The following is a 23,470-nucleotide window of genomic DNA, read 5'->3' as shown; positions in this document are numbered from 1 at the left end:
TGCCTCCCACCCCCTCACGCATCCGCCCAACGCCGCAGCAGATTGTGATAAACGCCGGTCAGGCTGATCACCGTCGCATCGTTCGAGCCTTTCTCGGTCGTGAGACGCTGCACGTCGTTGTCGAGCTGGAACAGCAGTGCGCGCTCGCCGTCGTCGCGTACCATGCTTTGAATCCAGAAGAACGACGCGACCCGCACGCCGCGCGTGACGGCGCTGACGTGGTGCAGGCTCGACGCGGGGTAGAGCACCATGTCGCCGGCCGGCAGTTTGGCGCGATGCACGCCATACGTATCTTCAATGCAGAGTTCACCGCCGTCGTACGACTCCGGCTCGGCGAGAAAAAGCGTGGCCGACAGATCGCTGCGAATCCGGAAGTCGGTGCCGCGCAACTGGCGGATCGCGTTGTCCACGTGCGTGCCGAAACCATCGCCGCCGGCGTAGCGGTTGAAGAGCGGCGGAAATACTTTGAGCGGCAACGCAGCGGAAAAGAAGCGCGCATGGCGCCCGAGCGCGTCCTGAATCGCATCGCCCACCGCGCGTGCGGCGGGCGAGCCTTCCGCTAGCTGCTGGTTGCGTTTCGCTTGCGCCGACTGCGCGCCGGACGTCGCGTTACCGTCGATCCAATCCGCCGCATCGAGAACGTCGCGGCATTGCGCGACCTGCTCTTTGCTGAGCACGCCGGGAAGATGGAGCATCATGCGCGCGACTCCCGTGTCAGGTTCATCGTGGTAGCGAACGTTGCCAGGCTGCCCGCGTGGCTTTCCGTATTGAAGTCGTCCGCCAGGGCCTGAAACGCCTTCACCGGCGAAGCGGCCAGCCACGTCCGCATCTTCGCGACGAACGCCGCGGTGCCCGTTTGCGGCACCCGCCGCAGCCAGTGCAACGCGCTTTCGATCTCACCGCGCGCGGCCAGCAGTCGCGCGTAATTGAACTGTCCGCGAAAATCACCGCCTTCCGCCGCGCGGCGGTAGTAGTCGAACGCGATGCTTGCGTCCGCATCGACTTCCCAGCCGTCCTCGTAAAAGCTGCCGATAAAGTTGAGCGACTTCACATGGCCGAGTTCGGCGGCACGCTGAAACCACTGCAACGCCTGCGCCCGATCGGCTTCAACGCCATGGCCGAGCGTCAACGCCGACGCATAGTTGTACATGCCCCAATCGAGTCCGGCTCGCGCAGCGAGCCGGTACCAATACACGGCGACCGGCGCGCAGGCGGCGGTGCCCCAGCCGTGCTCGTAGCAGCGGCCGAGCATGTTCATCGCCATCGGATGATCCCGGCGCGCCGCGTGGGTGAACCACGTGAAGGCTTCGCCGGCATCGCGCGCCACGCCGTGTCCGTCGAGCAGATACTGACCGTACACGGCCTGCGCCTCGAGAATGCCGTTATGCGCCGCCGCCGCGACCCACGCAGCGGCCTGCGCGGGCGGGCCGGCGAGGATCGCGGCGAGTTCGTCATGCGACACGCTCGCCAACGCCTTCACGCTCACCTGTTCCATCGCGCCACTGCCTAGTAATGCGCGTTGAGCGTCAGGAACGCCGAACGCCCGGCCGCGATCGACGCATAGTGCGCCGGATACGCCTGGTCGTAATACGTACGGTTGAAGATGTTCTGCACGTTCAGTTGCAGATCGACCTTCTTGTTGATCCGGTACGTCGCCACGCCGTCGAAGCGCCAGTAAGACGGCACCGCGCGCAGGTTCGCCGTGTCGCCGTACACCTGCGACATATAGAACGCGCCGCCGCCGATCGTGAACTTCGGCAACACGTCGTAGCTGGTCCACAAACTGATGCTGTTCTTCGGCGTGTTCGGGAACTGATGGCCGTTGTCCGACGTGGTCTTGCCGTTGTCGCGCAACTCGCTCTTCATGTACGTGTAGCCGCCGAACACTTGCCACTTGTTCGTCAATTGACCGGCCACGCCGAATTCGACACCTTGCACGCGCTTGTTGCCCACCATCGCGTATTCGTTGTTCGGCAGCGTGACGCGCGCATTGGTCGTGTCGATCTGGAACAGCGCGCCGGTCAGCGAGAGCTTGTTGTTCAGCACGTTCCACTTGGTGCCGAGTTCGATGCTGCGGTTCTTTTCCGGCACGAGCTGGGCGGCGTTTGCGCCTACCCCGCCGCGGCCCGGCGTCAAGGACTGCGTTTCGCTGCCCTGGCCGAGCAAGGCGCCGGCCGGCGTCGACGACGTCGCGATCGACGCATAGACACTGCCGTTCGTGGCCGGTTTGAAGACGAGGCCGAACTGGTAGTTGAACAGCGTGTCGTCGCGCGAAACGCGATTGCCGCCGTTGGCCACCGTGTTACGCAGATCGGTCGAGTAATCGTCGACGCGCAGGCCGACGTTCGCTTGCCAGCGCTTCGTCAATTCGATCGTGTCGAACGCGTACACCGATTTGGTGACGGTGCGCTGTTCGCTCGGGTCGTTGGTCTGACGCACGGAACCGGCCCACGGGTCGTTCGGATTCGGCGACCACAGGCTCGTGCAGTTATAGCCCGACGCCGCGCCAATGCCCTTGGTCTTGCAGATCGCGCCGGTCGCCGCGGCCACGGTGTACGAATCGTTCACGCTGGTTTCGCGCGACACTTCGAGGCCGGTGGTGAAGCTGTGCTTGAGGAAACCCGTCTTGAACTCGCCGAACAACTCAGTCTGATTCGCGAGACTGTAGACGTCGCTCGCCCGCGTATTCGCGCGGCGCCACACCATGCCGTTCAGCACGTTGCCCTGGCTGTCGTCGGGCTGGGTCCAGATGTAGTCCTGGGTCGCCTTCGTATAGCGCGTGGTGTTGCGGATCGTCAGATTGCTGTTGATGTCGTGCTCAATACGCACCGTGCCGATGTCCGAAGTCGTCTTGCGAAAATCGCGGTCGATCAGGCCGTAGAAGTTGTGACGGTCCACGTTGGCCGGAAAGATCGTGCCGACGTTGGCCGGCTTGTTGGTGGTCGTGTAGAAATACGGAATGCCGCTGTCCGGCAGGTCGTCGGTGGCGAGGTGGTAGTAGCTCGCGGTGACGCGGGTCGGCGTGCCGAGCCCGTAGGTGAACGACGGCGCGATGCCCCAGCGCTCGTTGTTGACCGAGTCGCGGCCCGGCACGTCGTTGTTGTGGCTCATCACGTTCAGGCGGAACGCCGCGTGATCGGCCATTTGCCAGTTGCCGTCCGCGGTGAAGCGGCGGTAACGGTCGGTGCCGAGGCCCGCGCTGCCGTCGGCGGAATTGCCCAGATGCGGCGCCTTGGTGATCAGGTTGATGCTGCCGCCCGCGCCGCCACGGCCGCCGTAGGCGCCGTCCGAACCCTTTGTGACTTCGACGCTTTCGATGTTGAACACTTCGTGGGTGGTCGCGCCAACGTCGCGCATGCCGTCGATGAACGTGCTGCCCTGGGCGTCGTAGCCGCGAATGAACGGCCGGTCGCCGAGCGGATTGCCGCCTTCGCCGGCGCCGAAGGTGATGCCCGGCACGGTGCGCAGCGCTTCGGTCAGCGTTGCGGCGCCGGTGCTTTTGATCAGTTCCTGCGGAATCACGGTCACCGACTTCGGCGTGTCGACGAGCGGCGCGGTGAATTTGTCCGACGCCGAGCGATCGGTCTTGAAGCCGTGGTCCGCCTGACCCTGCACGGCGATCGGCGCGAGCTGACTCTCCTTGTCGGGCGGCGCCGTGCCGGCGGTGCCCTGTGCCAGAGCAGGGCCGGCGGCCAGCATGCCGCACAGTGTCGTGCTGATTTTCCCGAGCTTAGGTTCGTCGGACCGCAACTTCATTTTTTTCCCCGTCGAGTGCTGGCGACCTGGGATGTTGTTTCATCAACCTTACCCGGCCATTCCATGTTTATTACAAAGTGTTTTCGGCGTGCATTCTATGCAATGTAGTTGTAATTGAGAAGCGTTCTCAACGAAAAACGTGCGGGGAGGACGGGGAATGGGGGATTTGATTCGGCGTATTAATTCGACGATGGCCGAATTTGAGCGAGGAAGGGCGAGATTTGATACGGTCTGTAAGGCGCGTGGCACCGTCTGCTTGTCTAAATATCTGGTGTGGTTTTTTGCCACCCGCCACCCGCCACCCGCCACGCTTTCAACGCGGCCTAAGCCTAAGCCCGCGTCGGGAATCTAGAACCGCTCCACCCTGAACGGCCGCGGATCCACTACCGTCTCCTCGCCCGTCATCATTTCGGCGATCAGGCGACCCGTGATCGGGCCAAGCGTCAACCCGTGATGCGCGTGACCCAACGCGAGCCACAAGTCCCGATGATTTCGCGCGGGCCCGATGATCGGCATCATGTCGGGCGTGCAGGGACGGCGACCCATCCACGGTTCGTCGTCCAGTCGCTCGCCTAGCGGGAACAGCTTGCGTGCAACCGGTTCGACCGCGGCGAGTTGCGCCGGCGTTTTGGGCGCATCGTACAAGGCGATTTCCGCACCGGTGGTCAGGCGGATGCCGCGCGCCATCGGCGCGAGCACGTAGCCGGTCTCGGCATCCAGCACCGGATGATTCAAACGGGCCGCTCCTTGCGGCGCGTAGTGCATGTGATATCCGCGTTTGACGGCGAGGGGCAGGCGGTAACCCAGTCGTGAGGTCAGCGGATCCGACCACGGTCCCAACGCGACGACCGCCGATTGCGCCGCGATCGTTCCCGCTTGCGTATCGACCTCCCAACCCTCGCGAAGCGTGTCCGCATCGCCGATAAAAAAGCGGCCGCCCAGCGCTTCGAAATATTTCGTGTAGGCGGTGACGAGCGCATGCGGATCGCTCACCGAATCGGACTCCGGATAGCGCACCGCGCCGAGCAGGGTCCCGTCGAGATCGGGTTCCATCTGCTGCAGACGAGCGGCGTCGAGCGCGTCGAACTCGACACCGTACTCGGCGTGCCAGCGTTCGGCGACGCGGATTTCCTTGTCGTGAGCCGCTGCGCTGCGAAACACCTTCATCCAGCCGATCGGACGCAACAACGCGCTTGCGTCGGCCGCGGCGGCCAGCGCACGGTGCTCGCTCACGCTGCGCTCGATCAGCGTCGAATACGACTTGGCGATCGCCGCGTGCGTGGCGGGGTGCGAATTGCGCCAGTATTGCCACAGGAACGGCGCCACCTTGAACAGCGCGGCGGCATGGTAACGAACGTCCGGCGACTGGTTGCGCGCGTAGCGAAGCAAGGTGTCCAGGTCGCGCGGAAACGCGTACGGATAGACGCCTTCGCGCTGGATCAACCCGGCGTTGCCGAACGACGTCTCATTGCCCGGCAGCTTGCGATCGACCAGTGCGACCTGGCGGCCGCGCTTCTGCAGATGCACGGCGACGCACACGCCGACAATGCCCGCGCCGAGTACCACGGTGTCGAATGGAATGCGGTTCATTGGCCTCGCCCCAAGTCGCTGTGTTCGAACAATTCCACGACCCACTCCACGAACGCCCGGGTCGCGCCGCTCGCGTTGCGGCCATCCGGATAGACGATAGAAACCGGCACCGGCGAGCTCCTCGCGTCGGCCAGCACTTCCTTCAAACGGCCCGATTGAAGATACGGCAACGCGACGAACTCCGACAGCTGGATCAACCCCAATCCTTCGAGACCGCACTGTAGATAGGCCTCGGTTTCGTTGACGGCGAAGCGGCTCGGCATGCTCAGCGTGAGCTGCTCGCCATGAACGTGAAAGCGCCAGTCGAGCGGCCGGCCGGTCGCGTTCGAGATGTAGTTGACCGCACGGTGATCCACCAGCGAGGCCACGGTATCGGGTTCGCCGTGCTCCTTCAGATAGCGCGGCGACGCGCAGGTGATCCAGTTCAACTGCCCGACGCGACGGCCGGTCAGCGTTGAATCCGCCAGCGCGCCGGTGCGAATCACGCAGTCGATGCCGTCGTAGATTAGGTCCGCGGGGCGATCGCTCAGACCGAGCACGAGTTCGATGCCGGGAAAGCGCTGCTCGAAATCCTTGAGCCGCGGCAACACCAGGCCGCGGCCGATCACGCCCGGCATGTCCGCTCGCACGCGTCCGCGCGGCGCGGTGGCGTCGGTCGACAGTTCGCTTTCCGCGCGCGCGATTTCCGCGAGGATCGCGCGGCATGACGCGTAGTAGCGCTCGCCCGCGTCGGTCAGACTGAGCGTTCGGGTGCTGCGGCGAAGCAGCGCGGCGCCTAGTTCGCGCTCCAGTTGCTTGATGATTGTCGTGACCGACGAACGGGGCAGCGCGAGCGTTTCGGCTGCCTTGCTGAAGCTTTGAGCCTCGACGATGCGCACAAACGTGGTCATCGCTTGAAGTTTGTCCATGAGCCGGGCACCTGTGCGGTTCGTGTCGCGCTGTCCGTGAGCGCGTTGAAGCGGGATTCATCTTACAGGGATACCCCGGCGCGTTGCGCCTGGCCGGCGCGATGTCCGCGCGCGCCCGAACCCGGCGTTCGCGAGGCTCGCGTTGTCAATTCCGTAGCGGCGAACAATGCCGATGCCTCGCGCCACTAGACTCCAGATCGTCAGGCTGACTCCTGCCTGAAGCCACTGCGAAATACCGCGCCGGTCACGGCGGATCACGTTCGCGCCCGCACGGTTTTCAAACCTCGCTTTTCCACTTTATTGCCTGTCAGAAAAGGTCACCACCATGTCGCATCCTCAATCCATTCTCGTCCTCGGCGCCGGTGAGCTCGGCATGGCCGTCTTGCGCAATCTCGCGCGCCTTGCCGCCGTGAAGACGGGCGTGTCGGTCGCCGCGTTGCTGCGCCCATCGGCGCTCGATTCGAACGATCCGGCCAAGCAGAAAGATGTTGCCGAACTGCGCGCGCTGGCTATCGAACTCGTGCCGGGCGACCTCAACGCGCTGTCCGATGCGTCGCTTGCCGACCTGTTCCGGCGCTTCGATACGGTGATTTCGTGCACCGGGTTCGTCGGCGGCAAAGGTGTGCAGCTCAAGCTCGCGCGCGCCGCGCTTGAAGCTGGCATCAAACGCTATTTCCCGTGGCAGTTCGGCGTCGACTATGACGTGATCGGCCGGGGCAGCGCGCAGGATCTGTTCGACGAACAACTCGACGTGCGCGATCTGTTGCGCGCGCAACAGAACACGGAATGGGTGATCGTGTCGACGGGCATGTTCACGAGTTTCCTGTTCGAGCCGTCGTTCGGCGTGGTGGACTTCGAACGCAACACGGTTCATGCGCTCGGCAGTTGGGACAACGCGGTGACTGTCACTACCGCCGACGACATCGGCATGCTGACCGCCGAGATCGTTTTCACCGAACCGCGTATTGCGGACGAAATCGTCTACGTGGCGGGCGATACCGTCACCTACGGCCAACTCGCGGACGGCATCGACGCGATGCGCGGCGTGAAATCGCGGCGCGTGGCATGGAGCGTGCCGCAATTGATGAGCGAACTCGCGACGCAGCCGGGCGACTCGCTGTGCAAATACCGCGTGGTGTTCGCGGAAGGGGCCGGCGTGTCGTGGCACAAGGCGCGCACCTTCAACGCGCAAAAGCAGCTCGCCGTCTGCTCGATGGAGCAATGGATGCGCGACAACCTGCGCTTCGACGCGAGCGTTTCGCCCCAGTAAAGCCGGGTTGTCACCCACCGGCGCGGCACCTCGAAGCAGGCTTCACGGCCGCGCCGCGTCCTTCGAAAACCCTCTCTTGCGGGCCCGCTAAATCGCGCGGCGGCAGCTTCCACCCCGGCAGCGTGTAAACTGCTGACTTTTTTGACTCCGGTGGTATGTTGCAAGCCCCCCAGCGCACAGCTCTTAGCGGCCCGGCGCTCATTCGCCTGTTGGCTCGTCTGGCGGATGTCGATGTCCCCGAATCCCGGCAATCGCTCTCGGACCGGCTTAGCCAATGGCTCGGCTGGACCGACGCTATTGCGCTGTCGTCGGCGCTGAACGGCGCGCCGCCGGCAGTGCCGGCCGGGGCGCGGGCGTTCGGCCGCGCCGAAGAGGACGAATGCGCACGCGTGCGCGTTTCGCTGACGAAGTCCGTGGCGGGCGACAGCGTGCTCGTGGCGAGCAAGCGGCGCGGATTTGCCCACCCGCAGGCCCATCCGTATGGAAACCCGCACGCCCACATGCCGTCGCAGCCCGCGCCGGCCGACGCGGCGCCCGATTACGCGGTGTTCCGGCAGCGCTACCAGGCGTTGCAGCAGTCGATGGAAACTGCGGTCGGCACGTTACGCGTGCGCCTGCGCAGCCTGCTGGCCGCCAAAACGCCCGCACTGGCGCGGCTCGCGGTGCTGGACGCCGTCATGGAGCGCGCGCTCGGCGAGCGTGAGCGGAACCTGCTGGGCAGCGTGCCCGGTCTGCTGGCCGGGCACTTCGAGCGCTTGCGCGCGGCGGAGCAGGCGGCGCTGGCCGCCGCCGTGGCCTCGGACGACGTCGCGGCGGTAACGCCCGGCGCATGGCTGGACGTGTTCCGCAAGGACATGCAGAGCGTGTTGCTTGCTGAACTGGACGTTCGTTTTCAACCGGTCGAAGGGTTGCTCGCGGCTCTTCGCACCAGCTAACTGGGACACTATGTCCAGATATCGTATTGATCTCGTTGTATTTCTGGCCGGCCTGGCCGCCGTGTGCTGGATCGCCGTGGGTTACCTCGGTTCGAACCCGCTGGCGCTGGCCGTCACCTTGTTGATCGGTGTGTGCTATCTGGCGGGCTCGCTCGAACTGCATCGTTACAACCAGGCGACCGGCACGTTGACGCGCGCCGTCGCGGCGCTGTCCGGACCGCCGTCGAGCCTGGGCGGCTGGCTCGACTCGTTGCATCCGAGCTTGCGCAACGCGGCGCGTTTGCGCGTCGAAGGTGAGCGGGTGGCCTTGCCCGGACCCGCGCTCGCACCGTATCTGGTCGGCCTGCTGGTGCTGCTGGGCATGCTCGGCACGCTGCTTGGCATGGTCGCGACGTTACGCGGCACCGGCCTCGCGCTGGAAAGCTCGACCGATCTGCAGGCGATTCGTGCTTCGCTGGCCGCGCCGGTCAAGGGCTTGGGATTCGCATTCGGCACGTCGATCGCGGGCGTGTCCACCTCCGCGATGCTCGGGCTGCTGGCCGCGTTGTGCCGTCGCGAACGGTTGCAGGCGGCGCAAGCGCTCGACCTGAAGATCGCGACGAGCTTGCGCATCTATTCGCAGGCTCATCAGCGCGACGAGAGTTTCAGGCTTCTGCAACGGCAGGCCGATGTGATGCCCGCACTGGTCGACCGCCTGCAGTCGATGATGTCGGCGATTGAACAGCAGAGTCTCGCGTCGAGCGAGCGTCAGGTGGCCAGCCAGGAGGCGTTTCATGGCAAGGCCGAGGCCGCTTATACGCGGCTGGCCGCGTCTGTCGAGCAGTCGTTGAAGCAGAGTGTTGCCGACAGCACGCGCGCGGCCGGCGCGGCGTTGCAGCCGGTGATGGAAGCGACGATGGCCGGTCTCGCACGCGAGACCACCGCGTTGCACGCCAGCGTTTCGCACGCCGTGCAGCGGCAACTGGACGGGTTGTCGAACGGTTTTGAAGCGACGGCCGTGAACGTGGCCGACATCTGGAACAAGGCGCTGGCCGGACATCAGCGTTCGAGCGAGGAACTGACGGAGCATCTGCGGGCAACGCTAGATCGCTTCACGGAGACGTTCGAGCAACGCTCGGCCGGTTTGCTCGACGGCGTGTCCGCGCGACTGGATGCCACCGCGCAGGGCGTGTCGCAGGCATGGAACGACGCGTTGTCGCGGCAGGAGCGTGTCGGCGAGACGCTCGCGGACAACAATCGGCAAGCGCTGGCGGCGGCCGCGGCGAGTTTCGAGCAGCATTCGGTGTCGTTGCTCGCCAATGTCGGCGAGTCGCACGCGAATCTGCAGACGGCGCTGGGCTCGCGGGACGAACAACGGCTGGCGGCCTGGACCGAACAGCTCGGTTCGATGGCCGCTGCGTTGAATGAGAAGTGGGAGCAGACCGGCGAACGCACGGCGAACCGTCAGCAGGAAATCTGCGCGACGCTGGAACAAACCGCGCGCGACATCGCGGCGCAAACGCAAACGCATGCGAGCGCAACGATCGCCGAGATCGGTCGCCTCGTGGATGCAGCAGCCGAAGCCCCCAAAGCCGCCGCGAACCTGCGCACGGAACTGGCGGCGCAAGATGAACAACGTCTGGCCGCATGGACCGAAAAACTCGATTCGATGGCCGCTGCATTGAGCGAGAAGTGGGAACAAGCCGGCGAACGCACCGCGAACCGTCAGCAGGAAATCTGCGCGACGCTGGAGCAAACCGCGCGCGACATGTCGGCTCAGACGCAGGCGCACGCGAGCGAGACGATCGCCGAGATCGGGCAACTGGTGCAGGCTGCGTCGGAAGCGCCGAAGGCCGCGGCTGAAGTCGTCGCCGAATTGCGGCAGAAACTGTCCGATAGCATGGTTCGCGATACCGCGATGTTGCAGGAGCGCGCGCGCTTGCTGGAAACGCTGGAGACGCTGCTCGATGCCGTGAATCACGCGTCCACCGAACAACGTACGGCCGTCGACGCGCTGGTTTCGACGTCGGCGGATCTGCTGGAGCGGGTGGGCACGCGCTTCACCGACAAGGTCGAACTCGAAACCGGCAAGCTCGGCGACATCGCCGCGCAGGTGACCGGCAGCGCCGTCGAAGTGGCGAGCCTCGGCGAAGCGTTCGGCAGCGCCGTGCAGGTGTTCGGCGAGTCGAACGACAAGCTGGTCACGCATCTGGAGCGGATCGAAGCCGCGCTCGATAAGTCGCTCGCACGCAGTGACGAACAGTTGGCGTATTACGTGGCGCAGGCGCGGGAAGTCGTCGACCTGAGCGTGATGTCGCAGAAGCAGATCGTCGAGGATCTGCAGCACCTCGCCGGGCAGCGCGCTTCGGCCGGAGCTGACGCCGCATGAGCGAGGAAATCGACGGCGGCGTAGAGACCACCGCGCCGATCTGGCCGGTCTTCGGCGATTTGATGTCGGTGCTGCTGGGCGCCTTCGTGCTGATCCTGGTGGGCGTCATCGGCGTGCAACTCGAACTGTCGACCAAGCTGGAGCAGGAGGTCAAGCAGCGTCAGGTGGAAACGCAGCGCCGCAAGACCCTCGAGCAGGCGCTCGCGGGACCACTCGCGGCAGGTCGCGTGACGCTGGTCAACGGACGTATCGGCATTAGCGGCAATGTGTTGTTCGCGCTGAACTCCGACCAGTTGCAGCCCGAAGGCCGCGAGTTATTGAAGAGCCTGGCCGGACCGCTCACGGCGTATCTGCATGCCCGTGACGAGATTCTGATGGTGAGCGGTTTTACCGACGACCGGCAGGTGCGCGAGGCGAACCGTCGCTTTGCGGACAACTGGGAACTGTCGGCGCAGCGCGCGCTGACGGTGACGCGGGCGTTGATCGATGACGGCGTGCCGGCGGCCTCGGTTTTCGCGGCCGCGTTCGGTTCGCAGCAGCCGGTGGGCTCGAACGCCGACGATCAGGGGCGTGCGAAGAACCGGCGGGTGGAAATCGCGCCGGTGCCGGGGCCGGCGAATGCGGCGGGGAAGGCGCGTGAGTGAACGAGAAGGGGTGCGCGGCGCGGTGAACGCGATGAACGCGGTAAGCGCCGCGCTCGACGCATGGCGCGAGTGCCACGCCGATCGCTTCGACCCAATCCGCTTCCATTTCATCGATGCGCTGGCACGTCGCGCGGCGAATCATAGCGGCGCGGCGCGGCGGATCCTGGACGCGAAGCTGGCGACGTTGATCGAAGCCTATGCCGCGGATTTGGAGCGAGCCGAAACTTCGGCAACTGAAAGCGGCACTGCGGCGACCGTAGCGGCGGCGAATGAACACGCTCGAAGCGCGCTCGCCGAATTGACCGAACACATCGTCAGGCACGCGCCGACAGAAGGCGAGCAGCGCGTCGTCGCACACGGCCTGCCTACCGCCGCGTCGTATCCGGAACTGGCGGCGCTCGATCACTTCAGGGAAATCTGGTCGAAAGTTCGGACCGAGAAACAGCTACGCCAGTCGTTGGAGCAAGTCCCTGGCAATGCCGGACCGCTCAATTCGAGCAGCCTGGTGCATCGTTCGCTTTCGCTGATGCGCGAGTTGTCGCCGGGCTACCTCAAACAGTTTCTGGCTTACGTCGACGCGTTGTCGTGGATGGAGCAGATGAACGGTGGCCTGCCTGCGGGTAAAGACGCGCCTCGCGCAGCGAGCGCCGGTAAGAGCGCTCGCGGCAAAGCACGCTGACTACGCGTGCGGCACCGCGACGTGCCGCGACGCCCGACGCGTCGCAACCGCGCCGCGTAACGCGCAACGCTGAACCCCACGCTCAATCGAAATCGAACACGTCGAAGATCGAGCGCTTCTTCTTATATCCCCGATACCCCGTACGATGCTCGTCGCGTCCGCGATGGTTATCGTACGCGTGCTCCCTGTCGCGCTCGCGATGGTCGTCCCGGCCCGCGCGTACCGTTGCGGGCGCATCGAGATTCGCGTCGTCCTGCGCAATCAGTTTGTCGAGTTCACCGCGATCGAGCCAGACACCCCGGCAGTCCGGGCAGTAGTCGATTTCGATCGAGCGGCGCTCGGTCATCAGCAAATCGGTCGTTTTGCAAACGGGGCATTTCATGGTGTCGCTCCTCAAGAATACAAAAACATAGATCGCTCAGGCTCGCGGTCGATCATTCGCTGCTGCTAATGGTCTGCTTCGATTTCGCCCGGCGCACCAGCATGTTCATCGCTTCGACGAACGCGGAGAACGCCATCGCCACGTAGATGTAAGCCTTTGGCACGTGGGAGCCGAAACCCTCGGCGATCAGCGTCATACCGATCACGAGCAGGAAGCTGAGCGCCAGCATCACGATGGTCGGATTCCGCTCGATAAAGCGCGACAGCGGCTGTGCAGCGAACAACATCACCATGACCGCGGCGATCACCGCGATAAACATGATCGGCATGTGTTCGGTCATGCCGACCGCGGTAATGATGCTGTCCACCGAGAACACGATGTCGAGCACGAGGATCTGGCCGATCGCCGCCGCCGCGGTCAACTGGATCGTCGAACCCGCTTTGCCGCTGACGTCGTCCTCGTGAGTGACGTGGTGCCGGATTTCACCGGTCGCCTTCCAGACGAGGAACAGACCGCCGGCAAGCAGAATCAGATCGCGCCAGGAGAACGCATGGCCGAACAGCGCGAACGCGGGTGCGGTCAACTGCGCGATCCACGCCACCGTGCCGAGCAAAGCGAGTCGCAATACGAGCGCGAGCATGATGCCGATCCGTTGCGTGCGGGCGCGCTGCGCTTCGGGCAACTTGTTGCTAAGGATCGAGATGAAGATCAGGTTGTCGATGCCGAGCACGATTTCCATCACCACCAGCGTGAGGAGCGCGGCCCATGCGGCGGGATCGGCAAAGAGTACGAGCAGAGTGTCCATGGGAGTCGTCAGAAAATAGAGGCGTCAAACGTTGCGGTAGAGCTATCTTCGCCGTTATCGAGGTTCGGATAAATCAGTGATAAGCTGATCGATACATCGGTTTTTACGAAGTGTTTCCGACATGCTCAACTACCGTCATCTCTACTATTTCTGGATCGTCGTGAAGGAGGGCGGCTTTGCGCGCGCGGCCGAGCACCTCGACATGGCTGTCCAGACGATCAGCGCGCAGGTGCGCGAACTGGAAAAATCGATCGGCCGCCAGTTGCTGAAACCGGCCGGGCGCGGCGTCACGATGACCGAGGCCGGTGAAACGGCCTTCAATCGCGCCGAGCAGATCTTCCAGATCGGCGAAGCGCTGCTCGACGAGATGCGCGAGCCAGGCGGTGAAGGCCTGGCGCGGCTGGCGGTCGGCCTCTCCGACGGTATTTCCAAGCTTGCGGCGCACGCGCTCCTCGCGCCGGTGCTGGGCACGCCGTCGCTCAGGCTGCTATGCCACGAGGGCGAGCATTCGCAACTGCTGTCGGAGCTCGCGCTGCATCGGCTCGATCTCGTGCTCGCGTGCCAGCCCGCGCCGCATGACACCGACCTGCGGGTGTTCAGTCAGCGTCTCGTCGGCTCGCCCGTCGACTGGTATGGTCCCGCGGAAATCGTTCGCAAAGCCACGCGCGCAGGCTTTCCGCAATGTCTCGCGGAGATCCCTGTGCTGCTGCCCACACGGCACGCCGCGTTGCGCGCGCGACTCGACCGCTGGTTCGAGGCGGCCGGCATCCGGCCGCGCGTCGTCGGCGAATTCGAGGACAGCGCGCTAATGGCCGTATTCGCGGCGCGTGGGCTCGGTGTGTTCCCGCTCGCGGAACTGGGCGCGGAAGACCTGACGCTGCTGCGCGGCGTGCGCTGGCTCGGCCGCGCGGAAGGCGTGGTCGAAGAGATCCACGCGATCCGGTCGCGGCGCGGGCAACATCATGCGCTCGCCTCTCAGGTGCTGGCCGCCGTGCGTTCGTAAGCGCGCGGCGCGCGCAGCAGCGCGCCATGCCGGCTCAGCAGCGGGTTGGGTTGAGGCCCCCACGCGTTGAGAATGGCGGCGAGCAGGGCGATTTCGTCATCCGCCAGGTGGTTGTCCGCGATCGTGACGGCGATACACAGGCGGATCACCTTGGCGCGCAACTTGGGGTCGTCGATTTCGGCGATCAGCTCGGTGAGCATGGGTTCGTCGAGCGGGCCGACCGTGGGCGCGAGCGACGTTTGCGCGCCGGAGTGGTCTTCACACATCGCCTGAACGATTTGCGCGAATTGCGCCGGCGCGAGGCCGAGCTGACCGGCTATATCCAGTTTGTCGAGGGCGCGCTCCTCCGAACTGCAGACGTGGCCGTCGGCGGTGAGGGCGAGCGCGACGATACGGGCTGCGGCTTGAGGGCTGTTGCGGGGATAGGTTCGCATGATCGGGTTCCTTTCGCGGACGGTGTCCGCTGTGGTGATGAACCTCAGTCTGCGTGATGCGACGATTCGAATAAACCTGCTAATTACGAAGTGACAGTTCGAAAAAACCGAAGCGATGTCATTCAGTGTGATGCAGTGAAAACGGATACCAGGTCGAAACCCGGCAACCGTCTTCACCGCCTGCGCGTGACCAGCCGCTTGGAACGCGTGACGCATCCCGACCGTGACCGGCACTTGCGCGCCCGTGGGCGTCTTCCATTAAGATTCCCGCGATGGTCCGCCGGATGCTTCGATACGGATCGAAACGTGCGACTATGTCGTCGCGCTATGCTCGATCCGACAACCCGGAGACCGTCATGCATGCCCAGCCCAATTTGTCCGCCACTGCTTTTCTGATCGCCGACGCCGCGCGCGCCTCGATGCTGATGGCATTGGTCGACGGCCGCGCGCTGCCCGCCGGCGAACTCGCTTATGCGGCCGGCGTCACCGCGCAGACGGCCAGCAGCCATCTGGCGAAGCTGCTCGATGGTGGTCTGGTCGCCGTGGAAAAGCAGGGGCGTCACCGTTACTACCGGCTCGCGAATCCGCATGTCGCCGTGGCGCTTGAAAGTCTCGCGTCGATCGGCACGCAACGGGTTGTGCGTCGCAAATCGCTCGGCCGCGAAGCGGGCAAGTTGCGTTTTGCGCGCTGCTGCTACGACCATCTGGCCGGGCAGGCCGGTGTGGCGATTACGCAGCATCTGATGCAGCGCGGTTTTCTTTCCGCCGCGGACGACAAACGGTTCGAGGTCACACCGGCCGGCGCGGCATGGTTCTGTAAGCTGGGACTCGATATCGCTGCAGTGAAGCCCGGGCGGCACGGCATTGCGCGTCAGTGTCTCGACTGGTCGGAGCGCCAGCATCATCTGGCCGGTCCGCTCGGTGTGGGTTTTCTCGATCTGTTGTGCGCCAAAGGCTGGTTGCGGCGTGCCGACACCTCGCGGGCCGTGCAGATCACGCAGGAAGGCTGGGTGGGATTGCGGGATCATCTGGGGCTGACGCCGGAGTCGATCGAACGTTGCGCGCCGGTCGCCGAGTGTCCTTGAGTTTCCTCTACCGGCGCGTTAAATTGCGGCTCGCAGTGCAGAGCGGTCTAGTTCGGAGAGGCAGTACGTCATCCGGTTTGTAACTCATTGGTAAGGATTGCAGATGTCGGATCAGGCTGGACGCGAAGACAGCGACATGCGTGCGCGGCTGGCCGAACGTAACGACGTCGCGCTGCTCGGCTGGGTCGCCGCAGCATTCGCTGCCGTGCTCGGCGCGTTGAGCCTGACGAAACGCTTGCCGGTCGATCCGCGCTGGTGTGCCGTGCTGGCGAGCGCCTTTGTCAACGTCGTCGTCGTCGCGATCTGGCGACTGCCGGCGGCCCGCCGAGCGGCGGCGCCCGTCGAAGGACCGGCCTGGAAGCGCGGCGTCGGGTACCTCCGGCGATTCGTCTGGCACGACGCCGAGACGCCTTCCTTCGCCGGCCTGCTGCGTCAGCTTCGCTGGCAACCGTGGTGCGTTCTCGCCGCTTGCTGCCTGGCCGTGGCGCTCGCGCTGACGGCGTTGAAACCCGTCGACCCGGCCATGCTGATTCACGCGATGGTCTCGCCGTCGCTCGTGATCGTCAGCGGCGCGGCTGCGCTGACGCTCGCGTTTCTCACCCTCGTCGCCGAACGGTTTTACGCGCATGCCGCCGAGCGGCCGGGCGCGTCGCGCGCGGTATCGCTGGCCGGCATGTTGCGCGTGTTGCTGCTGTGCGCGCTCGCGGCGGCGTTGTCGGCGGCATGGTTTATTTACGCGCACAGAGCGCTCGATCTGGTCGTGCAGGCGGCCGCCGTGTTGTGCGCGGCGATTGCCGTCGAGATGGCGTTGCGCATGCTGTTGCTGTGGCTTTTCATGCCGCGTGCGGCCGACCGCGCGACCCATGTTCCAGCTAGCCTGCTGGCCGGGCTATTGCGTTTTGGCCGCTCGCCGCTGGCGTCGCTCGGCGCCGAATTGCACGACCGCTACGGCATCGATCTGCGGCAGAACTGGGTGCTGCGCAGTTTCATGCGGCTACTGCCCGCCACGATCGCGACCATGGCGGTCTGCGCGTGGCTGCTGACGTCGGTCGTCGTCTTGAATCCGGCCCAGCGCGCGGTGTATGAACGATTCGGCGCGCCGGTCGAGGTCTGGTCGCCGGGCTTGCATGCCGGCTTGCCCTGGCCGTTCGGCAAGACGCGCATGGTCGACAACGGCGCCGTGCATCAACTGATCGTGTCCGGCGGCGCGGACGACAGCAGCGTCGCGGCGCCCGCCGCTGCGGCTGACGGTCCCACACCCGAGCAATTGAATCGTCTCTGGGACGCTCAGCACCCGTGGGAGACGAGTCAGGTGATCGCCGGCGCGAGCGGCGATCAGCAGAGCTTCCAGATCGTCAATGCCGACGTGCGGCTCGATTACCGCATCGGTCTGAGCGACGCGGCCGCGCGCGCCGCGCTGTATCGCTCGGTCGATCCGGAGAGCACCGTACGGTCGATCGCCAATCGCGAGGTGATGCATTACCTCGCGTCGCATACGCTGGCGTCGCTGCTCGAAACCAGCCAGACCGTGATGGCGGAAACGGTGCGCAATGCCGTTCAGTCGCAACTCGACCGGCTCGGCAGTGGCATCGATGTGGTCGCGGTCGTGATCGAAAGTGTCCATCCGCCGGCGGGTGCGGCCGCGGCCTATCACGACGTGCAGGCCGCGCAGATTCGTGCGCAAGCCAGCGTCGCGCAGGCGCACGGATTTGCCGCGCAGGTACTCGGCACCGCGCAGCAGCAGGCGCTGACCCAGGTCGCGAAAGCGAGCGCGCGGGCCGGCGACACGCTGGCGTCGGCGCGGGTGCAGCAAACCAATTTCTCGGCGGAAGCCGTGGCTTATCGCCTGGGTGGTCCCGCTTTCACGTTCGAGTACTACCTGGCCAAATTGCAACAGGGATTGCAGAACGCGCGCATTACCGTGATCGACGACCGGCTCGTCGCCGATCATCGCGCCACGCTCGATCTGCGCACTTTCACGGCCGGCGATCTCGCCGGCCTTCCTCGCGGCAATTGAGGCACGCGCCGCATGCCGGCGAGGCTGTTTTCAAGGTGATTTCATGAGTTTGTTGCATTCGCATGCAGATGGTCACGGGCATCACCATCACCACCACCATGGCGATCACGGTGACGCGCAAAGCAAACGGGGTGGCCCGTTCTATCTGCGTGTGCTGCTCGCGTTGCTGTGCGTCGCGATCGCGATCGCGGTGGCGAGCTTCATTTCCGTTCGGGCGGGCGAAGCGTCGGTGATCACGCGTTTCGGGCAACCGGTGCGCGTGCTGCTCGAACCCGGACTCGCGTGGCGCCTGCCCGCGCCGATCGAAGCGGCGGTGCCGGTCGACCTGCGTCTGCATACGACATCGAGCGGCTTGCAGGACGTCGGTACGCGCGACGGCTTGCGGATCATCGTGCAGGCCTACGTGGCGTGGCGCGTCGCCGCCGATCCGAACGACGTGCGCCGTTTCGTGCGCGCCGTGGGCAACCGGCCTGACGAGGCCGCGCAGCAGATTCGCTCGCTGCTTGGCTCGTCGTTGCAGACCACGTCGGCGGGATTCGACCTGGCGTCGCTGGTCAATACCGACCCGTCGCGGGTTCGCGTTGCCGCGTTCGAAAACGCATTGCGCACGCAGATCGACGCGCAGCTTTACTCGGCCTATGGCGTACACGTCGTGCAAGTGGGATTAGAGCGGCTGACGTTGCCCGCCGTGACGCTCGCGGCCACGGTCAGCCGGATGAGCGCGGAGCGCGAGACGGTCGCCGCGCAACGCACCGCGGATGGCAATCGCGAGGCCGCGCAGATCCGTTCGGATGCGGACCGCGACGCTCGTCTCGCGGTGGCCGACGCCAACGTGAAGGCCGCGCAGATCGAAGCGCAATCGCGTCAGGACGCCGCCGCGATCTACGGCGCCACCTACGCGGGCAATCCCCGGCTTTACACGATGCTGCGTTCGCTCGACACGCTCGACACCGTGGTCAGCGCCAACACGAACCTGATCTTGCGCACCGATGCGGCGCCGTTCCAGGCGTTGGTGCAGGGGCCGCAAGACCCTAGCGGCGCAGGTGCAGCAGCCGCGCCGTCGGCGAAAAAATCCAGGGCCTCGCGATGAGCACCGACGCCGGCTTGCCGCCGCTCGGACCCGGCGCACAGGCGGTCCGCCTGTCGTTCTGGTTCGTCGCGGCCATAGCGGTGCTGGCCGCGTGCGCGTGGGCGAGCTCGAACATCCAGCGTATTCCAGCCGACAGCCGCGCGGTCGTATTGCGCTTCGGCGCGTTTGTCCGCACGCAGGACGCGGGCTTGCTGATCGCGTGGCCGCGTCCGTTCGAGACGACGTTGCTGGTGCCGGGCAGCGCGCGGGTGCTGGAGCAGCGCATTCAATCGCTCGAACGCGACCCGCGCGCGCGCGATGCGGATGCCCACTTGCCGGACGCGTCGTCCCTGTCGCAAGGTTTGCCCGATGCGGATAGCGGCGCGGCCGGCCCGACGGATGTGCCGCCCGGCGGCATACCCGCTGTGTCGGACGAGAACGCCGCTCCGGAAGGTGCGCCCGCGCCCGGCACGTTGTTGTCCGATGCGCTCGCCGGCTCGGGTTATCTGCTCACCGGCGACAACGGCGTTTTGCAGTTGCGCGCCACGCTTTACTACCGCGTCGTCGACGCGTACGCGTACGTGCTGCAAAAAGACCGGCTCGATGCCGCGCTCGAACGGATCGTGTCGGCGTCCGCTGCGGCCGTCGTGGCGAAGCGGAATCTGGATGCGATTCTGGTCGCGCGGCCGGAGTTGTTGTCGGCGGATCAGCAACTCGCCGTGAAGCGCGAACGCTTGCGTGGCGATCTCGCGCAGGAGGTGCAGCGACGTCTGCGGCAACTCGATGCGCAGCATGCGGGGCTCGGTGTCGAAGTGGCGCGTGTCGACGTCGAGGCGGCGTTTCCCGCTGCAGCGGTCGGTGCGTTCAATTCGGTGCTGACGTCGTTGCAGGTGGCCGAGCGCAGCATGGCCGAAGCGCGCACCGCCGCCGAGAAGATCCGTCAGGATTCGGAGCAGGACGCCGACCGGATCGTGCAGAACGCGCAAGCTAGCGCGGTCGAACGGGTGGCGACGGCGCGGGCGAAAACCTTGACCATTCAGCAACTGGAAGAGCCGGTGCGCAGCAATAGCGATCCGGGTCTGCTGGCGCGCGTGTATCGGGATCGCGTGCAGTCGATTCTCGCGAAAGCGGCCAGCGTGACGACGGTCGATCCGCACAACACGTCCAACCTGATTCTGCCGGGGAACGCGAAATGAGCGCGAGTATTGGACCTGTGAGGGGCGGGGAAGGGCGTGAGGGACATGCGAACGCGGAGCATGCTGGGCATTCGCACGCAGAGCACTCGCACGCAGAGCACACGCACGCGGCACACAGCCCACATCGCCCAGCTTCCGCGCCGTCCATTCCCCTCTCGGCCTCCGAGCAACGCACGGTAACGCGGCAAATCGCCCTGGCGCTCCTCGCCGGCGGTCTGCTGATACTGTCGACCGCCTGGCACGCGTTCGCGCCCGCCGATGAAGCGCTGTCGCAGGTGCTCGCGGGACTGGCGTCGCTGGTCGTCGCCGGTCCGGTGTTTGCGGGCGCGTGGCACAGCCTCAAGTCGCCGAGTCTGCACGGTGTGACCGACCGCCTGATCGCGCTCGCGATGCTGGCGGCCTGGGCAGTCGGCGACATGGCCACTGCCGCCTTGCTGCCGATCGTGATGACCTTCGGCCACGCGCTCGAAGAACGCAGCGTGCTCGGCTCGCAGGAAGCGATCCGAGCGCTCGGCCGCTTGACGTCGGGCAAGGTGCGGCGCGTCGGCGCGGACGGCTCGCTCGAAGAAGTGCCGTATGAAGCGTTGCAAGCCGGCGACCGGATCGAAGTCGCGGCCGGCGAGCGTATCCCCGCCGACGGTGTGGTGCTGCATGGTCAATCGAGCGTCGACAATGCGGCGATCACCGGGGAGTCGGTGCCGCTCGATGTCGACACGGGCGCGGCGGTGTTCGGCGGCGCGATGAATCTCGACGGTCCGCTGCGAATCGAAGTACTGCACGCGGGCAAGCAATCGACGCTCGGCAAGATCATCGAACTGATGCAGCGAGCCGAGCAGGCCAAGCCGCCGATCACGCAAATGCTCGAACGTTACATGGGCGGTTATTTGTGCCTCGTGTTGCTGATAGCGGCGATCGTGTGGTTCACGTCGGCGAATGCATCGGCGATGCTGGCCGTGATAGTCGCCGCGTGTCCATGCGCGCTGGTGCTTGCCGCGCCGTCGACGGCGATCGCCGGCATCGCGGTCGGGGCGCGGCACGGCATTCTGTTCAGAAGCGCCGCGTTTCTCGACAAGTTCGCGCAGATCGATTCGCTCGTAATCGACAAGACCGGCACGCTGACTTACGGCGAATTGCGCGTCGAGCGTGTCTTGCTGCAAGAGGGCGTCGACACGGCACAGGTACTGGAACTGGCGGTGCGCCTGGGCGGCAGTAGCGCGCATCCGGTGAGTCGCGCGCTGGTTCGCTATGCGACTGAGGCTGGGCGGGGCGGCGGGGGTGTCGGTGTCGGTGTCGGTGTCGGCGAAACGCCGTTGGAACATGCACGCGAGTTGCGCGGGCTCGGCGTGGTGGCGGATACGGTCGACGGCGTCGCCGTGCTGGGTCGCCACGGCTTGCTCTCCGACTACGTACAGGATTTGCCGGAGCCGCCACGCGAGATCGACGGCCCTTGCGTCGGTCTCGCGTTGAACGGCCGTCTGCTCGCATGGTTCGGTTTCGCCGACGCGCTGCGTGCGGAGGCGAAACACGCGCTCGAAGATTTGCGCGCACTCGGGCTGACGCGTCAGACGCTGTTGACCGGCGACCGCGCGGCCGTCGCTCGCAAAGTAGCGGCGCAAACCGGTATCGAGATTGTCGTCGCGGAGGCTTTGCCGCACGACAAACTCGACTACGTGGTGCAGGAAATGGCGCAGGGCTATCACCCGCTCGTGGTCGGCGATGGCCTGAACGACGTGCTCGCGATCAAGGCCGGCCCGACGAGCGTGGCGATGGGCGAGCGCGGAATCGACATCGCGGTCGCCTCGGCCGACGTCGTTCTGTTGGGCGACGACCTGCGTCGCATTGCGACCTGCGTGCGGCTCGGCCGGCGTTGTTTGCAGACCGCGACGATCAACGCGGCGATCGGTTTGGCGTGGACCGTCGCGGTGATCGTGCTCGCGGCGACGGGCACGTTGGGCGCGGTGTGGATCGCGCTGCTGCATAACCTCGGCACGTTCATCGTGATCGCGAATGCGGGGCGGCTGCTGCGCATGGATGAAGATAGCGATTCGGCCGGCCTTGCACACGCCGGTGTCGCGCAAGAATCGGGCAGCACCAGCGTTTCCGCGTGAGTGCGGGCTGGTTCACGATGCAAAGCTGAAGTGAAGATGGCACATCGGGGAAGCCCGCGGCCCGCGCTGGGATCCTGCCGTCGGCGAGGAGATCGCCGCGGCGGTTCGCAAGGCCGCATGGCAGCCTTGCGGTCATCAGCAGGTGGGCTGCGAGGCGGCTAACCCACCGGCTCGCGCCGTTCGTTACAGCCGTTACCGTGACTGCACGCCGGAATTCATCGCCGCGCGCATGAACGCGAGCATCGACTCGTCCGTCCATGAACCCAGCATCAACTCGGGCTCGGTTTGAAGCGCGTGACGCAGCCGTCTATGCGTCTCCGGATCGTCGCCCGCATAACTCCTGAATAGATCGAGCCAACGTCGGGCGAGTTCGCGCCCTGCTGGCGATTCGGGCGTGGCGCCCGCGTCCATCGCGTCGCGCACGTCGGCCATTAGCTGCGGCCATTCCATCGCGCGCTTGCCGTAGTTCGCGCGCATGAAGCGAATCTCGCCGGGCGTCAGATACTTTTCGTAGACCAGCATCTTCGTTTCACTGAACGCGAGCAGCACATAGTCCCGTAGCTGGGTCGAAATGCCGATGTGCACCTGCATCGACGGTTCGTTGTTGTGCATCTGATTCAGCTTCGCGACGAGGCGCGGGTCGCCGCCTGTGTCGCGCACCAGCATCGTCATCCAGCGCTTCGACAGCGTGCGTGCCGCTTCGCTTTCGGGCGGCACGCCGCAGTCCATCAACGCGCGGACCTCGGCGATCAGCGTCGTCCATTCAGGATCCGGCGCCTGCGTATTGCGGTACATCGGCAGGCGGGCAAGTTCGTCGGTAGAAAAATACTTGTCGTACATGGTCATCATCTCCAACGTGGTGAGCCAGTCGGTCAACTCCGGTTCCTCGCCGTGAAGCAGCATGCCATGCAGATCCGCAAGGCGTTCGCGCAAGCGCGCCGCCTGTTGAATCTGACTGTCGAGCATGGCGATCTGACGCTCGACGATATTAGCCAGCGGAGTTTCGGGCTGAGCCAGATAGGTCTGAATCTCGGCGAGCGCGAGTCCGAAACGACGCATTGCCTGGATCTGATGGAGCCGGGAAACGTCGTGACGGTCGTACAGCCGATAGCCGTTGTCGGCGCGTGCCGATGGCCTCAGCAAGCCGATTGCGTCGTAGTGGTGCAGCGTACGGACGGTGAGCCCGCTGCGCTTGGCAAGTTCGCCCACTTTCAACCGCAT

Annotated in this window: 20 protein-coding genes; 11 read left to right on the top strand and 9 right to left on the bottom strand. The window is 65.3% G+C overall.

Annotated features, from left to right (window positions below; genetic code table 11):
- Window positions 1-14 precede the first annotated feature (14 nt).
- From GGD40_RS24860 to GGD40_RS24840, 5 genes are all read right to left on the bottom strand, one after another.
- Window positions 15-698: a Fe2+-dependent dioxygenase gene (locus GGD40_RS24860; protein WP_179745435.1), complete on the bottom strand. Its 684-nt coding sequence runs from the start codon at window positions 696-698 to the stop codon at window positions 15-17.
- Window positions 695-1,495 (bottom strand): tetratricopeptide repeat protein, encoded by an 801-nt coding sequence (locus GGD40_RS24855; protein ID WP_179745434.1) that lies wholly within the window; start codon window positions 1,493-1,495, stop codon window positions 695-697. Before GGD40_RS24855 ends, GGD40_RS24860 begins: the two co-directional genes overlap by 4 nt.
- 11 nt (window positions 1,496-1,506) lie before the next feature.
- Window positions 1,507-3,756 carry a TonB-dependent receptor gene (locus tag GGD40_RS24850; protein WP_179745433.1) on the bottom strand — a complete coding sequence of 750 codons (2,250 nt, stop codon included), beginning with the start codon at window positions 3,754-3,756 and terminating at the stop codon, window positions 1,507-1,509.
- Between the two features lie 348 nt (window positions 3,757-4,104).
- Entirely contained in the window at window positions 4,105-5,337 is a 1,233-nt protein-coding gene (locus tag GGD40_RS24845; protein ID WP_179747040.1) for an NAD(P)/FAD-dependent oxidoreductase, read from the bottom strand.
- Between the two features lie 5 nt (window positions 5,338-5,342).
- Window positions 5,343-6,254 (bottom strand): LysR family transcriptional regulator, encoded by a 912-nt coding sequence (locus tag GGD40_RS24840; RefSeq protein ID WP_179745432.1) that lies wholly within the window; start codon window positions 6,252-6,254, stop codon window positions 5,343-5,345.
- A gap of 325 nt (window positions 6,255-6,579) precedes the next feature.
- On the opposite strand from GGD40_RS24840, the gene GGD40_RS24835 reads away from it, so the two are divergent.
- The 5 genes from GGD40_RS24835 (at window position 6,580) to GGD40_RS24815 (ending at window position 12,150) form a co-directional block, all read left to right on the top strand.
- Window positions 6,580-7,524 (top strand): aromatic alcohol reductase, encoded by a 945-nt coding sequence (locus GGD40_RS24835; RefSeq protein ID WP_179745431.1) that lies wholly within the window; start codon window positions 6,580-6,582, stop codon window positions 7,522-7,524.
- A gap of 155 nt (window positions 7,525-7,679) precedes the next feature.
- A complete protein-coding gene (locus tag GGD40_RS24830; RefSeq protein ID WP_179712174.1) occupies window positions 7,680-8,459 on the top strand; it encodes a DUF3348 domain-containing protein in 780 nt (259 codons plus the stop codon).
- Window positions 8,460-8,469: 10 nt separating this feature from the next.
- Complete coding sequence (locus tag GGD40_RS24825; protein WP_179745430.1) at window positions 8,470-10,827, top strand: DUF802 domain-containing protein; 2,358 nt, start codon at window positions 8,470-8,472, stop codon at window positions 10,825-10,827.
- Window positions 10,824-11,471, top strand: a complete 648-nt coding sequence (locus tag GGD40_RS24820) for an OmpA family protein (RefSeq protein ID WP_035559073.1) — start codon at window positions 10,824-10,826, stop codon at window positions 11,469-11,471. Before GGD40_RS24825 ends, GGD40_RS24820 begins: the two co-directional genes overlap by 4 nt.
- 31 nt (window positions 11,472-11,502) lie before the next feature.
- Window positions 11,503-12,150, top strand: a complete 648-nt coding sequence (locus tag GGD40_RS24815; RefSeq protein WP_257030704.1) for a DUF2894 domain-containing protein — start codon at window positions 11,503-11,505, stop codon at window positions 12,148-12,150.
- An 82-nt stretch (window positions 12,151-12,232) separates the two neighbouring features.
- Here GGD40_RS24815 and GGD40_RS24810 read toward each other — a convergent pair whose 3' ends face one another.
- Together GGD40_RS24810 and GGD40_RS24805 are read right to left on the bottom strand one after the other, a co-directional pair.
- Window positions 12,233-12,532, bottom strand: a complete 300-nt coding sequence (locus tag GGD40_RS24810; protein WP_179712181.1) for a TFIIB-type zinc ribbon-containing protein — start codon at window positions 12,530-12,532, stop codon at window positions 12,233-12,235.
- A gap of 52 nt (window positions 12,533-12,584) precedes the next feature.
- Window positions 12,585-13,337 carry a TerC family protein gene (locus GGD40_RS24805; protein ID WP_179745428.1) on the bottom strand — a complete coding sequence of 251 codons (753 nt, stop codon included), beginning with the start codon at window positions 13,335-13,337 and terminating at the stop codon, window positions 12,585-12,587.
- Window positions 13,338-13,458: 121 nt separating this feature from the next.
- On the opposite strand from GGD40_RS24805, the gene GGD40_RS24800 reads away from it, so the two are divergent.
- Entirely contained in the window at window positions 13,459-14,340 is an 882-nt protein-coding gene (locus GGD40_RS24800) for a LysR family transcriptional regulator (RefSeq protein ID WP_179745427.1), read from the top strand.
- On the opposite strand, the gene GGD40_RS24795 is transcribed toward GGD40_RS24800, so the two are convergent.
- On the bottom strand, window positions 14,313-14,774 hold the full coding sequence (locus tag GGD40_RS24795) for a TerB family tellurite resistance protein (protein WP_179745426.1): 462 nt from the start codon (window positions 14,772-14,774) through the stop codon (window positions 14,313-14,315). The two genes, GGD40_RS24800 and GGD40_RS24795, sit on opposite strands and share 28 nt — an antisense overlap.
- 356 nt (window positions 14,775-15,130) lie before the next feature.
- On the opposite strand from GGD40_RS24795, the gene GGD40_RS24790 reads away from it, so the two are divergent.
- The 5 genes from GGD40_RS24790 to GGD40_RS24770 all read left to right on the top strand — a co-directional run bounded on the left by GGD40_RS24790 (window position 15,131) and on the right by GGD40_RS24770 (window position 22,249).
- Window positions 15,131-15,859 carry an ArsR/SmtB family transcription factor gene (locus GGD40_RS24790; RefSeq protein ID WP_179745425.1) on the top strand — a complete coding sequence of 243 codons (729 nt, stop codon included), beginning with the start codon at window positions 15,131-15,133 and terminating at the stop codon, window positions 15,857-15,859.
- 103 nt (window positions 15,860-15,962) lie between these two features.
- Window positions 15,963-17,876, top strand: a complete 1,914-nt coding sequence (gene hflK / locus GGD40_RS24785; protein ID WP_257030573.1) for a protease modulator HflK — start codon at window positions 15,963-15,965, stop codon at window positions 17,874-17,876.
- Window positions 17,877-17,919: 43 nt separating this feature from the next.
- Complete coding sequence (hflC, locus tag GGD40_RS24780) at window positions 17,920-18,966, top strand: protease modulator HflC (protein ID WP_179745424.1); 1,047 nt, start codon at window positions 17,920-17,922, stop codon at window positions 18,964-18,966.
- A complete protein-coding gene (locus GGD40_RS24775) occupies window positions 18,963-20,141 on the top strand; it encodes an SPFH domain-containing protein (protein WP_179745423.1) in 1,179 nt (392 codons plus the stop codon). Before hflC ends, GGD40_RS24775 begins: the two co-directional genes overlap by 4 nt.
- Window positions 20,138-22,249, top strand: coding sequence for a heavy metal translocating P-type ATPase (locus GGD40_RS24770; protein ID WP_179745422.1), 2,112 nt, complete (start codon window positions 20,138-20,140; stop codon window positions 22,247-22,249). Before GGD40_RS24775 ends, GGD40_RS24770 begins: the two co-directional genes overlap by 4 nt.
- 192 nt (window positions 22,250-22,441) lie before the next feature.
- Here GGD40_RS24770 and GGD40_RS24765 read toward each other — a convergent pair whose 3' ends face one another.
- Window positions 22,442-23,470, bottom strand: a complete 1,029-nt coding sequence (locus GGD40_RS24765) for a MerR family transcriptional regulator (protein ID WP_179745421.1) — start codon at window positions 23,468-23,470, stop codon at window positions 22,442-22,444.

Source organism: Paraburkholderia bryophila, from assembly GCF_013409255.1.
Taxonomy (GTDB): domain Bacteria; phylum Pseudomonadota; class Gammaproteobacteria; order Burkholderiales; family Burkholderiaceae; genus Paraburkholderia.
This window is presented reverse-complemented; position numbering and strand designations above follow the sequence as displayed.

Excerpts from the sequence above, each read along its gene's own strand:
- GGD40_RS24860 (WP_179745435.1), bottom strand. The coding sequence starts at position 698 with ATGATGCTCCATCTTCCCGGCGTGCTCAGCAAAGAGCAGGTCGCGCAA.
- GGD40_RS24855 (WP_179745434.1), bottom strand. The coding sequence starts at position 1,495 with ATGGAACAGGTGAGCGTGAAGGCGTTGGCGAGCGTGTCGCATGACGAA.
- GGD40_RS24850 (WP_179745433.1), bottom strand. The coding sequence starts at position 3,756 with ATGAAGTTGCGGTCCGACGAACCTAAGCTCGGGAAAATCAGCACGACA.
- GGD40_RS24840 (WP_179745432.1), bottom strand. The coding sequence starts at position 6,254 with ATGGACAAACTTCAAGCGATGACCACGTTTGTGCGCATCGTCGAGGCT.
- GGD40_RS24835 (WP_179745431.1), top strand. The coding sequence starts at position 6,580 with ATGTCGCATCCTCAATCCATTCTCGTCCTCGGCGCCGGTGAGCTCGGC.
- GGD40_RS24830 (WP_179712174.1), top strand. The coding sequence starts at position 7,680 with ATGTTGCAAGCCCCCCAGCGCACAGCTCTTAGCGGCCCGGCGCTCATT.
- GGD40_RS24825 (WP_179745430.1), top strand. The coding sequence starts at position 8,470 with ATGTCCAGATATCGTATTGATCTCGTTGTATTTCTGGCCGGCCTGGCC.
- GGD40_RS24820 (WP_035559073.1), top strand. The coding sequence starts at position 10,824 with ATGAGCGAGGAAATCGACGGCGGCGTAGAGACCACCGCGCCGATCTGG.
- GGD40_RS24815 (WP_257030704.1), top strand. The coding sequence starts at position 11,503 with ATGAACGCGGTAAGCGCCGCGCTCGACGCATGGCGCGAGTGCCACGCC.
- GGD40_RS24810 (WP_179712181.1), bottom strand. The coding sequence starts at position 12,532 with ATGAAATGCCCCGTTTGCAAAACGACCGATTTGCTGATGACCGAGCGC.
- GGD40_RS24805 (WP_179745428.1), bottom strand. The coding sequence starts at position 13,337 with ATGGACACTCTGCTCGTACTCTTTGCCGATCCCGCCGCATGGGCCGCG.
- GGD40_RS24800 (WP_179745427.1), top strand. The coding sequence starts at position 13,459 with ATGCTCAACTACCGTCATCTCTACTATTTCTGGATCGTCGTGAAGGAG.
- GGD40_RS24795 (WP_179745426.1), bottom strand. The coding sequence starts at position 14,774 with ATGCGAACCTATCCCCGCAACAGCCCTCAAGCCGCAGCCCGTATCGTC.
- GGD40_RS24790 (WP_179745425.1), top strand. The coding sequence starts at position 15,131 with ATGCATGCCCAGCCCAATTTGTCCGCCACTGCTTTTCTGATCGCCGAC.
- hflK (WP_257030573.1), top strand. The coding sequence starts at position 15,963 with ATGTCGGATCAGGCTGGACGCGAAGACAGCGACATGCGTGCGCGGCTG.
- hflC (WP_179745424.1), top strand. The coding sequence starts at position 17,920 with ATGAGTTTGTTGCATTCGCATGCAGATGGTCACGGGCATCACCATCAC.
- GGD40_RS24775 (WP_179745423.1), top strand. The coding sequence starts at position 18,963 with ATGAGCACCGACGCCGGCTTGCCGCCGCTCGGACCCGGCGCACAGGCG.
- GGD40_RS24770 (WP_179745422.1), top strand. The coding sequence starts at position 20,138 with ATGAGCGCGAGTATTGGACCTGTGAGGGGCGGGGAAGGGCGTGAGGGA.
- GGD40_RS24765 (WP_179745421.1), bottom strand. The coding sequence starts at position 23,470 with ATGCGGTTGAAAGTGGGCGAACTTGCCAAGCGCAGCGGGCTCACCGTC.